The sequence below is a fragment of the Streptomyces durhamensis genome, from assembly GCF_000725475.1.
Classification (GTDB): domain Bacteria; phylum Actinomycetota; class Actinomycetes; order Streptomycetales; family Streptomycetaceae; genus Streptomyces; species Streptomyces filipinensis.
This window is the reverse complement of record NZ_JNXR01000015.1, coordinates 83,458-96,266: the sequence shown is the minus strand read 5'-3', so window position 1 is coordinate 96,266 and position 12,809 is coordinate 83,458. Positions and strand designations below refer to the sequence as shown.

The window sequence follows — 12,809 nt, the reverse complement described above, 5'->3', positions numbered from 1 at the left end:
GGGAGCCGCCGGCACGAGCCGCAGCAAGGAACGGAGCAGCACCCCATGGCAACCCTGTCCGTCGCCGCCATCCTCGCCGAGAACGCCCGGCGCCGCCCCGACGCGACCGCGCTGGTCGAGGGCGACCTGCGGCTCACCTTCGCCGAGGTGTGGCACAGGGCGCTGGCCCAGGCGGGTGCGCTCGCCGCGCTCGGCGTACGGCCCGGGGACCGGGTCGCCCTCATGGCTCCCAACACCGCCGAGTTCCCGGTCGCCTACTACGCCATCGCCGCGGCGGGCGGAGTCGTCGTCCCCGTGCATCTGCTGCTGTCGGCCGGCGAGGTCGGGCACGTGCTCGGAGACAGCGGGGCGAGCCTGCTGCTCGTCCACCCCGCCAAGGCCGGCACCGGACGGGCCGCCGCCGACGCCCTGGGCCTGCGCACCGTGACCCTGGGCGAGGAGTTCGACCAGCTCGCCGCCAACGCCGAGCCGCTGCCGTCGTACGTCACGCGCGCCGTCGACGACCCGGCGGTGATCTTCTACACGAGCGGCACGACCGGTGTGCCGAAGGGCGCCGTGCTCAGCCACTTCAACATCGTGATGAACGCGACCGTCAACGCCTTCGACGCCAACGACGTCCGCGCCGACGACATCGCCCTCGGCGCGCTGCCGCTGTTCCACGCGTTCGGCCAGACGGTGTCGCTCAACTCCACCTGGCGGGCGGGCGCCACGCTCGTGCTGCTGCCCCGCTTCGACGCGGCCCGCGCCATCGAGCTGATGGTGAAGGAGGGCGTCAACACGTTCCACGGCGTGCCGACCATGTTCGTCGCCCTCGCGGCGGCGGCCCAGGACGCCGAGGCGCTCCCGGAACTGCGGGTGTGCGTCTCCGGCGGCGCCTCGCTGCCCGTCGCCGTACTGGAGCGGTTCGAGGCCGCCTTCGGGGCGCGGGTCCACGAGGGGTACGGACTGTCGGAGACCTCGCCGACGGCCACCGTCAACCAGCCCGCGTTCGGCACCAGGGCCGGCACCATCGGCCACCCGCTGTGGGGCATCGACGTGGAGATCGCCCGTGCCGAGGTGGAGAGCCGCGTCGAACTGCTGCCGCCCGGCGAGCTGGGCGAGGTCGTCATCCGCGGCCACAACGTCTTCTCCGGCTACCTCGGCCGTCCCGAGGCCACCGCCGAGGCCCTCGTCGACGGCTGGTTCCGCACCGGCGACCTCGGCACCAAGGACGAGGACGGCTTCCTGCGGATCGCCGACCGCAAGAAGGACGTCATCATCCGCGGCGGGTACAACGTCTACCCGAGGGAGGTCGAGGAGGTCCTGGTGCGCCACCCGGGCGTCGCCCAGGTCGCGGTCATCGGCCTGCCCGACGAACTGCACGGCGAGGAGGTCTGCGCCGTCGTCGTGCCGGCACCGGGCACCGCGCCCGACGCCGCCGCGATCACCGAGTGGTCCAGGGAACACCTCGGCCGGCACAAGTACCCGCGGCGCGTGGAGTTCACGGACGCGATGCCGCTCGGACCCAGCATGAAGGTGCTCAAGCGGGAACTGCGGGCGCGGTACGCGGACCGGCCCTGACGGACCGGACGGACCGCGCCGGCCGCGCCGTTCAGTCGGCACGGACGGCTGGATCACCTGGCGAGACGGTCCTTACGCCGGAGGGTTGTCCGGACATAACATCGGTCCCCGCATGAACACGATGACGCTCTGGCACATATCCGGCTGGGGGTTCGCCGCGCTCGCCTTCGCGGCCCTGCTCGTCGGCTTCTCCAAGACCGCGGTGAGCGGCGCCAACACGGTGAGCCTCGCGATCTTCGCGGCGGTCCTGCCGGCCCGCGCGTCCACCGGCGTGCTGCTGCCCGTCCTGATCGCCGGTGACGTGCTCGCCGTCCTCACCTACCGGCGGCACGCCCACTGGCCCACCCTGTGGCGGCTGTTCCCGGCCGTCGCGGCCGGCGTGGTGGCCGGCACGCTGTTCCTGATGTGGGCCGACGACGGGATCGTACGGACCTCGATCGGCGCGATCCTGCTGCTGATGGCCGGCGTCACGCTGTGGCGCAGGCGCCGGGAGAACGGCGGGAGGGGGGACGCGCCGGACACGGTGACCAGCCGGGCGGGCCGCGCCAAGGCCCGCTCGTACGGCGTGCTCGGCGGGTTCACCACGATGGTCGCCAACGCGGGCGGCCCGGTGATGTCGCTGTACCTGCTGTCGGCGGGCTTCCGGAAACTCGGCTTCCTCGGCACGTCGGCGTTCTTCTTCCTCATCGTGAACGTCTCCAAGGTGCCGTTCAGCGCGGGCCTCGGCCTGATCGACGGCCGTTCGCTGTTCCTCGACGCCGCACTCGCGGTGTTCGTCGTGCCCGGCGCGCTGTTCGGCACATGGGCCGTGAACAGGATCAACCAGCGACTCTTCGAACAACTCGTGATCGCGGCGACGATCGTGGGCGGAGCCCAGCTGCTACTCCGCTAGCCCGAGCAGCGCCGGCAGGTCGGCGAAGGAGCCCAGGACATGGTCGGGGGCGCCGCTCGCCCCCTCCAGCGTCTCCTGCTGGAACTTCCCCGTCCGCACCAGCACCCCGGTCAGCCCCGCCCGTTGGGCCGCGAGCACGTCCGACTCCACGTCGTCGCCCACCATCAGCGCCTGCCCGGCGCCGGCCCCCAGCCGGGCCAGCGCCGCCTCGAAGAAGGCCCGGGACGGCTTGCCCGTCACCTCCGCCTCGACCCGGGCCGCCCGCTCCAGACCGAGCAGAAAGGCCCCCGAGTCCAGCTGCAGCCCGGACTCGGTCCGCCAGTACAGGTTGCGGTGCATGGCGATCAGCCGGGCACCGCGCTGGAGGTGCCCGAAGGCCCGGTTGAGCGCCGCGTAGTCGAACTCCGGCCCGGCACCCCCGAGGACGACCACGTCGGGATCGTCGTCCACGAGCGTGACATCACCGAGGTCCTCCGCGATGTCCCCGCTGTTCAGCAGCGCGCAGCGGGCGCCAGGGCAGTGCTCGGCCAGGTGGGCGGCGGTGGCCGAGGGCGCGGTGAGGACGTCCCGCGGACCCACCTCGAACCCGGCCGCCGACAGTGTCGCGGCGATGGACGCCCGGGTCCGGGACGTCGTGTTCGTCACCAGCGCCACGCCGAGCCCGGCCCCGCGGATCCTCCGCAGCGCCTCCACCGCACCCGGCAGCGGCTTCCAGGAGACGGTGAGGACACCGTCGATGTCGATCAGCACGGCGCGCACGGAATCGATGACCTCCATGACCGAGACCGTAGCGACCCGGCCCGCGAACCGGCCCGTACGACCTCGTACCCTCACCCCTATGCCCGCGCACGTCCTGATCCTCGGCGGCACCACCGAGGCCCGCCGCCTCGCCACGGACCTCGCCGCCCGGCCCGGCGTCCGGGTCACCACGTCGCTGGCCGGCCGCGTCGCGCGCCCCGCGACACCGGCCGGTGAGGTACGGATCGGCGGCTTCGGCGGCGCCCAGGGCCTGGCCGACTGGCTGCGCACGCACCACGTGGGCGCCCTGGTCGACGCCACGCACCCCTTCGCCGAGGCCGTCACGGCCCACGCGGCCCGCGCGGCGGCGGTCACCGGAGTGCCGGCGGTGGTGCTGCGCCGCCCCGGCTGGCGGCCGGCCCCCGGCGACCGCTGGTACGACGTCCCGTCCCTGGCCGGGGCCGCCGAGGCGCTGCCCGGCCTCGGCCGCCGGGTGTTCCTCAGCACCGGACGCCTGGGCCTCGCGGCCTTCGCCCATCTGACGGACCTGCACTTCGTCGTCCGCTCGGTCGACCCGCCCGAGCCGCCCATGCCGCCGGACACCGAACAGGTCCTCGCCCGCGGCCCGTTCACCCTCGCCGACGAGACACGGCTGCTGCGGGCCCACCGCATCGAGGTGCTGGTGACCAAGGACAGCGGCGGCGAGGCCACGGCGGCGAAGCTGACCGCCGCGCGGGAACTCGGCCTGCCCGTGGTCGTCGTACGGCGCCCGCCGCTGCCGCCGGGCGTGACGGCGGTGCCGGACGTGGCGGGCGTACTGGACTGGCTGGGCCTCGGCCCCGCGTGAGCGCCGCCCCCGGAGCCGGCCGACGGCGCGCAGCACCTCGTCCCGGTTCCCGGCGCCCCGCCGCGGCGGTCAGGCGTCCCCGGGGTTCCTGCGCAGCAGATACGTGTCCATGATCCAGCCCTTGCGCTCGCGCGCCTCGGCCCGCACCCGCTCGATGCGGGGACCGGCCTCGGCGATCGGGCCGGAGACGAGGATCTCGTCCGCGGTGCCGATGTACGCGCCCCAGTAGATGTCCATGTCCTCGCCGGTGTACCGCTGGAAGGCCTGGTGTGCGTCCAGCATCACGACCACGTCGTCCACGCCCTCGGGGAAGCCCTCGGCCAGCCGCCGCCCGGTGGTGATCTGCACCGGCCGCGCCACCCGGTTCAGGCCCGTGCGATGCCGGGCGACCAGCGCGGAGACACTGCTGATACCGGGCACGACGTCGTACTCGAACGCGACCGTGCCGCGCTCCAGCACCTCCTGCAGAATCCCGAGCGTGCTGTCGTAGAGCGCCGGATCCCCCCACACCAGGAAGGCACCCGTGCCGTCCTCGCCCAGTTCCCCGGCGATCAGCCGCTCGTAGATCCCGGCGCGGGCGCTGCGCCAGTCCTCCACGGCCGGCGAGTACGCCGACCCGCCCGCCTCCCGGTCCCGCTCCGGGTCCCGGGCCTCCACCACCCGGTAGGACCCCTCGGGCAGATGCGCTTCCAGCATGTCCCGGCGCAGCCGGGTGAGGTCGCTCTTCACCTCACCCTTGCCGAGCAGGAAGAACACGTCCGTGTCCCGCAGCGCCCTGACGGCCTGCAGGGTCAGCTGCTCGGGGTCGCCCGCGCCGATACCGATGACATGAATCTTTCGCACGCCCCGAGTCTGCCGCATGCCACCGCGAGCGGGTGCGGCGCCTCCGCACGCCGTGCGACGGCACGCGTCAGGAACGCAGCCGGGGCGCCTCGGCAGTCGCGTCCACGGGCCGGCCCCCGCCCTCCACCCGCCCCGCCAGCGCCCGGGCCCACCGGGTCAGAGCGGCGAGATCGATCCCGTACGGCCGGTCCTCGCCCTGTTCCGTCTCCCATTCCGCGAGTGCCCCGGCGCCCCGCCGCAGCAGGCGCGCACCGCCGACGGCGTTGCCGCGGGCCGCGTGGGTGAGCCCGACCGCCAGCTGCGCCAGGCCGCGCCACAGTGCGCGCTCCTCCTGCGGGCCCGCCTTCCAGGCGTCCTCGAACACCTCGTGGGCGTGGAACGGCCTGCCCGCGTCCAGCAGCTCCTGTGCCTCGCCGACCGTCTCCTCAGGCGTCCGCAGGACCCCTTCCGGCTGCCGGGGGACGCCCCGCGCGCCGTAGGGCAGCGGGCGTCCGAGCCCGTCCCGGGGCCGGGCGTTGCGTGCCCGCCCCTCCACGTCCCGGTCCCTGGCATCCGATGCGCCCGCACTCGTCATACGGCCGATTGTCCCCCGCCACCCGTCACGTCCTGCCCGGCCCTCTTCGGCGCACCCCCTCCGGTGGGGTAAAGTGCTGTTCGCGCGATCACGCGGGTCACCGCGAGTGAGCGCATCGGGACGTGGCGCAGCTTGGTAGCGCACTTGACTGGGGGTCAAGGGGTCGCAGGTTCAAATCCTGTCGTCCCGACCAGCCTTCTGGCCGGTCACAGGCCGTCTTCTCGTCAACGAGGAGGCGGCCTTCGTCGTTGCCGTCGGGGCCGCCCGGTGCTCCTCCCGCCCGGCCTCGCCGTCGGGGGACATCGGGCTGCGGTCACCGGTCGCGATCTTCGCCGCCATCCCGGCGAGCTGACTGCAGGCGCGCGCGATCTCGCGCTGGGTCTGGTTCCGCTCGCTGATGACGGCGGAGAGCAGCAGGGCGGTCAGCGCGGCGGAACCGTTGAACGCCTGCAGGGTGATCATGTCCGTGACCAGGGTGTGGCCGGCGAACGGGCCCGATCTCTCGACAGCGGACAGGATCGCGAACGTCGACACGGCCAGCGCGCAGGGCGCGGCACCGGCCAGCTGGAAGCGGAAGGCCGCCCAGATCAGCAGCGGGAAGCCGAGGAAGAGCAGCGGCACTTGGCTGGTCTCCAGGAAACCGACGCCGAGCGTGGCGGCCACCAGCAGCAGCCCCTCCGCCCACCGGGACACCGGCGCGTTCCTCGGCACGCGGGCCGAGCGGAGCACGAGCAGGACCGGTGTGACCACCAGGACACCCATCGCGTCGCCGGTCCACCAGACCGACCACGTCGGCCAGAAGTGCGCGGGGCTCAGCGCACCGGCGAGGACCAGGGTGCTGGTGCCCGTCGTCGAGCTGACCAGCATCCCGGTGAAGGCACCGAGAAAGATCAGTGCGAGCGCGTCCCGCAGACGGTCCAGTTCCGTACGGAACTCCGCTCTGCCCAGCAGTACGTAGGAGCAGACGGGCGCGAGGGTGTTTCCCGCCACGATCGCGAGCACGGCCGGGACCGACGGCCCCAGCGAGACATTGACCAGGAAAGCGCCCAGGGCGATCCCGGGCCAGACGCGCGGGCCGCGCAGCAGCAGGCTCGCCACGGCGATACCGCTCGGTGGCCACAGCGGGGTGACCTGGCCGCGCACCAGCTGCTGCAGCAGTCCCAGTCTGGCCGCACCGAAGTAGAGCGCGGCGGTGGCACAGATCTCGACGGCGGCTACACCACCGCGCCGCAGTCGTTCACGCCGCGCGACAGACATCGGGCGACCTCCGTGTCGACATCGCCCCGAGGCCATCATCCGCCGGATCCGCCGGATCCTCCACGGCACCGGTGCGGGCGCGCGGGGTCAGGCGGCCGGGGTGCGCAGGGCGAGGACGGCCATGTCGTCGTGGCCGTCGCTGGGGTGGTGATCGGCCAGGGCCTGGACGAACTCCGGCAGGGGCAGCGCGGCGTGTGCCACGGCGAGCTCGGCGAGCGCGTTCAGACTCTCGTCGATGGAGTGGCCGGGGTGCTCGATCAGCCCGTCGGTGAAGAAGACCACGGTGGCGTCCGGGGGCAGGAGACGGGAGTGGTCCGGGCGGGGCTGCCGGCTGTCCACGCCGAGCGGCAGGCCGGGCTCGGCCAGCAGGTACACCGCGCGGCGGTCGGGGGTCAGCAGCAGCGGCGGGACGTGGCCCGCGGTGCTCCAGCGGAGACGCCAGCCGTCTGACTCCGGTTGGATGCGGGCCAGCGCGGTGGTCGTGACGGGATTGTCCGTGATCGCCTCCAGGGCCCGGTCGAGCTGGGTGAGGATCGCGCCGGGCGGACTGTTCTGGTCGAACACCAGCGCGCGCAGCATGTTGCGGGTGGCGGCCATGGCGGCCGCGGCCCGCAGATCGTGGCCGACCACGTCGCCGATGACCAGCGCCACCACGTGGTCGGGCAGGGGGATGGCGTCGTACCAGTCCCCGCCGAGCTGACTGGGCTCGGCGGCGGGCCGGTAGATGGCGGCGGCGGTGAAGGGCCGCAGGTCGGGCAGGGTGGGCAGCAGAAGCCGCTGGAACTGCTCGGCGCCGACGCGAATCCGTTCGAACAGGCGGACGTTCTCGATCGCGATTCCGGCGGCGCCGGCCAGGGCGACGACGACGTTCTCGTCGTGCAGGTCGAAGGGCCGGCCGTCGAGCCGCTCGGAGAGGTAGAGGTCACCGTAGATCTCGCCGCGCACGCTGACGGCCACGCCGAGGAGGGTGCGCAGGCGAGGGTGGCCGGGCGGGAACCCGGCGGAGGACGGATGGGCCGGGATGTCGTCGATCCGCAGGGGCTCGGGGTAGCGGATCAGATGGCCGAGGACGCCCAGACCACGGGGCAGGCCGGTCTCGGCCAGGGCGGCGCGTTCGTGTTCGGACAGGCCCGCCGAGATGAACTGCTCCAGGTGCTCCCCGGACTCGTTGAGCACGCCCAGTGCCCCGTAGCGGGCGCCGACCAGGTCCATCGCGGTGGTCACGATCCGGTGCAGCACCGCGGGCAGCTCCACCTCGCGGCTGATCGCCACCACCGCGTCCAGCAGGCCCTGCAGCCGGTCCATGGAGGACATCAGGGCGCGCAGCTGCTCGTCGATCCGGGACAGCTCGGACCGCAGACGCAGCTGCAGGTCGGGCAGGCGTGTCGGGCGGGGGTGCCGGCCTTCCTTCCCCGGCGCCATCAGAAGCGTCCGGTGGCTCGGTGCGCCTGGTACGGCCGGGCCGAGCTGTGCGCCGGCCCCTCACCCGAGCGGTACATGGCGACCTCCTGACCCGACCGGGGCCGCGACCACGGCGTGGCACGCTCCATCGGGGCGGAACGGCCACCGTGGTGGCCGCCGGCACGATGTCCTCGTCCCCGGCGGGTGTCTCGCCTCCGATTGTGGCATCGGCGCCCCGCTCGTGGTCCGGATCGCCCGCCGCGGCACCGCCGGCGCACCGCGCGAGGCGCTCCGGGGGCCCCGCTTCCCGGCGGATCGACCGGAGGCCGACGGTGGTCGAACCGCCGGAAGCGTTCACGGCCCCCGTGGCTCAGCCCTTGCTGGAGCCGAGTGTCAGACCGCTGACGAACTGGCGCTGGAGCGCGAAGTACACGATCAGCGTCGGGATCGCGGTCAGCAGGGAGCCCGCGGCGACCAGGTTGGGATCGGTGAAGTACTGCCCGGAGAGGTTGTTCAGGGCCGAGGTGATCGGCATGTTCTCGCCGGTCGAGATCAGCACCAGCGCCCAGAAGAAATCGTTGTAGATCCAGATCGACAGCAGGGTCGCCAGGGCCGCCATGGCCGGCTTGCACAGCGGCAGCGTGATCTGCCAGTACAGCCGCCACACAGAGGCGCCGTCGACCAGCGCGGCCTCGGTCAGCTCGTGCGGCAGCGAGCGCATGTAGTTGCTCAGCACGAACGCGCAGAACCCCGACTGGAACGCCACATGGATGAGGACCAGACCGAGCGCGGAGTCGTACAGCTTGCCGCTCTGCGTGATGCCCGGCAGGTCCGTCAGCAGGTACAGCCGGTACAGCGGGGTGATGACGACCTGCTGCGGCAGCAGGTTGCCGGCCGTGAACACCAGCAGCAGTGCCAGGTTGAGCCGGAAGTCGAACCGGGCGACGTAGAACGCGACGCAGGAGGACAGGAACAGGGTCAGCAGCACGGCCGGCACCGCGATGAGCAGCGTGTTGCCGAAGTAGTGCGGCATGTCCGACTGCCGGAACGCGTTCGTGAAGTTGTCGAAGGTCAGCTTGTCCGGCCAGGAGACGTATCCCTTGGCGCTGGTCTCGCTGTAGGGCCGCAGCGCCGAGAAGACCGCCCACAGCAGCGGCGCCAGCCACGCCAGCGCCGTACCGGCGAGGAAGACGTGCAGCAGGAGCCGGGCGGGCCGGAGCGGGGCGCGCCGCTTCAGCGGCACAGTGGTGCTGCTCATGCGCGCCGCTCCTTCCGGAAGGTGGCGATCAGATACGGGATGATCACCGCGAGGGAGATCACCAGGAGGACGACGGCGATCGCCGAGCCGTAACCGATGCGGCTGGACTCGCCGATGATGTTGTCGGTGACCAGGATCGACAGCAACTCCGTGCCCTGCGCTCCCTTGTTGAAGACGAAGACCAGGTCGAAGGCGCGCAGTGCCTCGATGATGGTGACGACCAGGACGACCGTGTTGGTCGGGCGCAGGGTGGGGAAGATGACGCTCCTGAAGGTCTGCCACTCGCCCGCGCCGTCCAGCGCCGAGGCCTCCCTGAGCGACGGGTCGACGCTCTTCAGGCCGGCCAGGTACAGGATCATCATGTAGCCGGTGTGCCGCCAGGACGCGGCGATCAGGATCGCCCACAGGTTCAGGTGCGGGTCGCCGATCCAGTCGATGTAGTGGCCGGGCTTGTTGGCGCCGAGGATGCTGTTGATCAGGCCGGTGTCCGGGTTGTAGACCAGCTGCCAGACGAAGCCGATGCAGGCCATCGAGATGACCACCGGCAGGAAGAACGCGGTCTGGTAGACCCGGCTGAAGCGGATCCGCTTGTCCAGCTGCACGGCCAGGAACAGGCCGAACGGCGTCGGGATCAGGATCAGTACGACGAACCAGATGACGTTGTGCTGGACGGCGGGCCAGAACTGCGGGTTGTCGCTGAAGAGTTGACGGAAGTTGTCCAGGCCCACCCACTTGATCGAGCCGAACCCGATGCCGTCCCAGGTGGTGAAGGCGAGGAAGATCGAGGCGATGGCGGTGACCCAGACCAGGGCCACGTGCAGGATCGTCGGCACGCCCGCCATCACGGCGAGCGTGAACCGGTCACGGCGGGTCAGCAGGCGCCGGTGGCCCCGCGTGACCCGCTTCTTCCCGGGCATGGGCCCCGGCGGCGGCACGGCGGCCGCCGTTGGGGTCTTCGTCGTCGTGTCGGTCGTCATCGGGCCGCTCACTGGGACGCGAAGATCTGCTTCTTCTGGCGCTCGATGGAGGACAGCAGGCTGTCCACGCCCTTGGGATTCTGCAGGAACTTCTGCAGACCCGGCTGCATCACCGTGGAGGTGAAGTCGGGCCGGGAGTCGCGGTCCATGAACTGGGTGAGGCTCTTGGCTCCGCCGATCATGTCGAACGCCTTCTTCTGCAGCGCCGAGTATGAGGAGGTGTCGGCCTTGCCGGACGCGGCCACCACGCTCGGGTCGGTCTTCAGGTACAGCTCCTCGGCCGCCGGGCTGCCCAGGTACTCCAGCAGCCTGACGACACCGGCGTGGTTCTTCGGGGCCTTGCTGACCATGAAGCCGTCGGTCGGGGCCTCGACCGTGTCCTGGCCGTACGCGGAGTTGATCTCCGGGAAGGGGAAGAAGTCGAGGTCGTCCAGGTCGGCCTTGTTCGTGAACTGCTGGGCCACGAAGGAGCCGAGGAGGTACATGCCGGCCTTCTTCGCCACCAGCGTCTGCGCGGCGTCCTGCCAGGTGCGGCCCATGAAGCCGTCCTGGTGGTAGGGGAGGATCTCGCTCCAGTGGTCGAAGACGGCCTTCACCTTGGCGTCGGTCCAGGACGCCTTGCCCGCCATCAGCTGGACGTGGAAGTCGTAGCCGTTGAGCCGGAAGTTGATCTGGTCGAAGGTGCCCATCGCCGGCCAGGCGTCCTTGTCGCCGAAGGCGAGCGGGACGAGGCCGTCCTTCCTCATCTGCCGGCACAGCGCGACGAAGTCGTCCCAGTTGGCGGGAACTTCGTAGCCGTGCTGCCGGAAGACGCTCCTGCGGTAGAAGACCGCCCAGGGGTACGTCGTCAGCGGCACGAAGTAGTACTTGCCGTCCTCGCCCTTGCTGAGCTTCTTCATCGCGTCCGGGAAGTTGTCCCCGATCTTCTGCCACACGTCGTCGATGGGCGTGGCCAGCTTCTTCGCCGCGAAGAACTGCATCCGGTAGCCGGCGAACCAGTTGAACACGTCGTCCGGCGTGCCTTGCAGATACGAATTGATCTGCTCCTGGAAGGTGTTGTGGTCCTTCGTGTTCACATCGACGGTGAGGCCGGACTGCTTCTTGAAGGCCGCGTAGACGCTTTCGAACGCTGCCTTCGGTACGGCGTCCGAGGCGTTGGAGCCGAGCGTGACGGTCTTCGGGTCGGAGGAGGAACCGCCGCCTCCGCAGGCGGACAGCAGGGGTGTGCCGGCACCGGCGAGCAGGGCGGCGGCGCCCGCTGTGCGCAGGACCGAACGGCGGCTGGGACCCGGGACGGGAAGACCGGAGGGGGAGAGGCGCATGGCGGCTCCTGAGGAATACAGGGCTCGGTCAAGGGAGTGAGTCGATCACCGAAAGGTTGTCGAAACCGCTCAGAAACCAACTCGACCGAACATCGTGGGCGTAATAACAGCCCCAGGTCCGCTCATGAGTCAATAGGCCGGGTCGCGCTGGGGTGCGTCTTGCCCGAAACGTAATCGTCACCGTCACCTGCAACTTTGTTGAAGAACGGGCAGGTGGTTCCGTTTTAGGTCCTGACCAGCAGTTGGAAGTCGAAGGCGTACCGTGACGCCCGGTACACATGGCTGCCGTACTCCACCGGCCGGCCCGTGACGTCGTACGCGGTGCGCCGCATGGTGAGCAGGGCCGCGCCCTCCTTCTCGTCCAGCAGGGCGGCCTCTCCGGCCGTCGCGCCGCGGGCGCCGATGGACTGGCGGGCGCTGTGCAGGACGATCCCGGCGGACCGCATCATGCGGTAGAGGCCTGTCGACTCCAGCCGCTCCGTGGGCAGTTCGAGCAGGGAGGCCGGCAGGTAGTTGCACAGAAACGCCACCGGATGGCCGTGGGTGCGGCGCAGTCGCTCCAGTACGGCGACCTCGGCACCCTCCGCCACGCCGAGGGCCGCGGCCACCTCCGCGCTCGCGGGGATCCGCTCGTTGCGCAGCACGCGGGTGGTGGGGTCCTGTCCGGCCGACTCCAGGTCGTCGTAGAGGCTGCTGAGTTCCAGTGGCCGTCTGACCTTGCTGTGCACGACCTGTGTGCCCACCCCGCGGCGGCGCACCAGCAGCCCCTTGTCCACCAGGGACTGGATCGCCTGGCGCACGGTGGGCCGGGACAGGCCGAGCCGCACCGACAGATCGATCTCGTTGCCCAGGAGGTTGCCCGGGGCCAGCGTGCCCTGCGCGATGGCGGCCTCCAACTGCTGGGCGAGCTGGTGGTACAGCGGCACCGGGCTGGTGCGGTCCAGGGCGAAGCCCAGGGAGTCGAGGGCGCGATCACCCGGTGCCGTTCGCTGCGGGGTGCGGTGTACTGGGCTCATGCCTCTCAGGTGTAGGTCGGGGAGGTGAGGGTGTCAATGGTTTGTACTTACATTCGGACCACCGTGTGAAATGATGTCTTAACAAAGTATTGACAGCGGGCTCACCACGGACTTGGATCCCGTC

12 protein-coding genes and 1 tRNA gene are annotated in these 12,809 nt (G+C 71.2%); 4 read left to right on the top strand and 9 right to left on the bottom strand.

All coding sequences use genetic code 11. The annotated features are described in order from the left end of the window. The first annotated feature begins 45 nt into the window (after positions 1 to 45). Both IO33_RS0122255 and IO33_RS0122250 read left to right on the top strand, forming a co-directional pair. Complete coding sequence (locus tag IO33_RS0122255) at positions 46 to 1,560, top strand: long-chain-fatty-acid--CoA ligase (RefSeq protein WP_031167732.1); 1,515 nt, start codon at positions 46 to 48, stop codon at positions 1,558 to 1,560. 112 nt (positions 1,561 to 1,672) lie between these two features. Further along, positions 1,673 to 2,452 (top strand): sulfite exporter TauE/SafE family protein, encoded by a 780-nt coding sequence (locus IO33_RS0122250; RefSeq protein ID WP_031167729.1) that lies wholly within the window; start codon positions 1,673 to 1,675, stop codon positions 2,450 to 2,452. Here the strand turns inward: IO33_RS0122250 and IO33_RS0122245 are convergent. Continuing rightward, entirely contained in the window at positions 2,441 to 3,220 is a 780-nt protein-coding gene (locus tag IO33_RS0122245) for an HAD-IIA family hydrolase (protein WP_209438903.1), read from the bottom strand. The two genes, IO33_RS0122250 and IO33_RS0122245, sit on opposite strands and share 12 nt — an antisense overlap. A 70-nt stretch (positions 3,221 to 3,290) precedes the next feature. On the opposite strand from IO33_RS0122245, the gene IO33_RS0122240 reads away from it, so the two are divergent. Next, positions 3,291 to 4,037, top strand: coding sequence for a cobalt-precorrin-6A reductase (locus tag IO33_RS0122240; protein WP_031167726.1), 747 nt, complete (start codon positions 3,291 to 3,293; stop codon positions 4,035 to 4,037). 69 nt (positions 4,038 to 4,106) lie between these two features. Here IO33_RS0122240 and cobF read toward each other — a convergent pair whose 3' ends face one another. Both cobF and IO33_RS0122230 read right to left on the bottom strand, forming a co-directional pair. Beyond that, positions 4,107 to 4,880, bottom strand: a complete 774-nt coding sequence (cobF, locus tag IO33_RS0122235) for a precorrin-6A synthase (deacetylating) (RefSeq protein WP_031167724.1) — start codon at positions 4,878 to 4,880, stop codon at positions 4,107 to 4,109. A 67-nt stretch (positions 4,881 to 4,947) separates the two neighbouring features. Then, positions 4,948 to 5,454 (bottom strand): DUF309 domain-containing protein, encoded by a 507-nt coding sequence (locus IO33_RS0122230; RefSeq protein WP_031167722.1) that lies wholly within the window; start codon positions 5,452 to 5,454, stop codon positions 4,948 to 4,950. Between the two features lie 116 nt (positions 5,455 to 5,570). On the opposite strand from IO33_RS0122230, the gene IO33_RS0122225 reads away from it, so the two are divergent. Beyond that, a tRNA-Pro gene (locus IO33_RS0122225) sits at positions 5,571 to 5,647 on the top strand. Here the strand turns inward: IO33_RS0122225 and IO33_RS46010 are convergent. The 6 genes from IO33_RS46010 to IO33_RS0122195 form a co-directional block, all read right to left on the bottom strand. Then, positions 5,626 to 6,711, bottom strand: coding sequence for an MASE1 domain-containing protein (locus IO33_RS46010; RefSeq protein ID WP_107069354.1), 1,086 nt, complete (start codon positions 6,709 to 6,711; stop codon positions 5,626 to 5,628). The two genes, IO33_RS0122225 and IO33_RS46010, sit on opposite strands and share 22 nt — an antisense overlap. Positions 6,712 to 6,798: 87 nt before the next feature. Further along, positions 6,799 to 8,133 carry a PP2C family protein-serine/threonine phosphatase gene (locus IO33_RS0122215; protein ID WP_078963843.1) on the bottom strand — a complete coding sequence of 445 codons (1,335 nt, stop codon included), beginning with the start codon at positions 8,131 to 8,133 and terminating at the stop codon, positions 6,799 to 6,801. 349 nt (positions 8,134 to 8,482) lie between these two features. Then, a complete protein-coding gene (locus IO33_RS0122210) occupies positions 8,483 to 9,370 on the bottom strand; it encodes a carbohydrate ABC transporter permease (protein WP_031167715.1) in 888 nt (295 codons plus the stop codon). Further along, the gene (locus IO33_RS0122205; RefSeq protein ID WP_031167713.1) at positions 9,367 to 10,347 is read right to left on the bottom strand and encodes a carbohydrate ABC transporter permease; all 981 of its coding nucleotides are present in this window, start codon (positions 10,345 to 10,347) and stop codon (positions 9,367 to 9,369) included. Before IO33_RS0122205 ends, IO33_RS0122210 begins: the two co-directional genes overlap by 4 nt. An 8-nt stretch (positions 10,348 to 10,355) precedes the next feature. Next, positions 10,356 to 11,669 (bottom strand): ABC transporter substrate-binding protein, encoded by a 1,314-nt coding sequence (locus IO33_RS0122200; RefSeq protein ID WP_031167711.1) that lies wholly within the window; start codon positions 11,667 to 11,669, stop codon positions 10,356 to 10,358. 224 nt (positions 11,670 to 11,893) lie between these two features. Further along, positions 11,894 to 12,685: a GntR family transcriptional regulator gene (locus IO33_RS0122195; RefSeq protein ID WP_051926902.1), complete on the bottom strand. Its 792-nt coding sequence runs from the start codon at positions 12,683 to 12,685 to the stop codon at positions 11,894 to 11,896. Between the last annotated feature and the right edge of the window lie 124 nt (positions 12,686 to 12,809).

Bases quoted from the DNA above. Each gene is read 5' to 3' on its own strand.
- IO33_RS0122255 (WP_031167732.1), top strand. From the start codon at position 46: ATGGCAACCCTGTCCGTCGCCGCCATCCTCGCCGAGAACGCCCGGCGC.
- IO33_RS0122250 (WP_031167729.1), top strand. From the start codon at position 1,673: ATGAACACGATGACGCTCTGGCACATATCCGGCTGGGGGTTCGCCGCG.
- IO33_RS0122240 (WP_031167726.1), top strand. From the start codon at position 3,291: ATGCCCGCGCACGTCCTGATCCTCGGCGGCACCACCGAGGCCCGCCGC.
- IO33_RS0122230 (WP_031167722.1), bottom strand. From the start codon at position 5,454: ATGACGAGTGCGGGCGCATCGGATGCCAGGGACCGGGACGTGGAGGGG.
- IO33_RS46010 (WP_107069354.1), bottom strand. From the start codon at position 6,711: ATGTCTGTCGCGCGGCGTGAACGACTGCGGCGCGGTGGTGTAGCCGCC.
- IO33_RS0122215 (WP_078963843.1), bottom strand. From the start codon at position 8,133: ATGGCGCCGGGGAAGGAAGGCCGGCACCCCCGCCCGACACGCCTGCCC.
- IO33_RS0122210 (WP_031167715.1), bottom strand. From the start codon at position 9,370: ATGAGCAGCACCACTGTGCCGCTGAAGCGGCGCGCCCCGCTCCGGCCC.
- IO33_RS0122205 (WP_031167713.1), bottom strand. From the start codon at position 10,347: ATGACGACCGACACGACGACGAAGACCCCAACGGCGGCCGCCGTGCCG.
- IO33_RS0122200 (WP_031167711.1), bottom strand. From the start codon at position 11,669: ATGCGCCTCTCCCCCTCCGGTCTTCCCGTCCCGGGTCCCAGCCGCCGT.
- IO33_RS0122195 (WP_051926902.1), bottom strand. From the start codon at position 12,685: ATGAGCCCAGTACACCGCACCCCGCAGCGAACGGCACCGGGTGATCGC.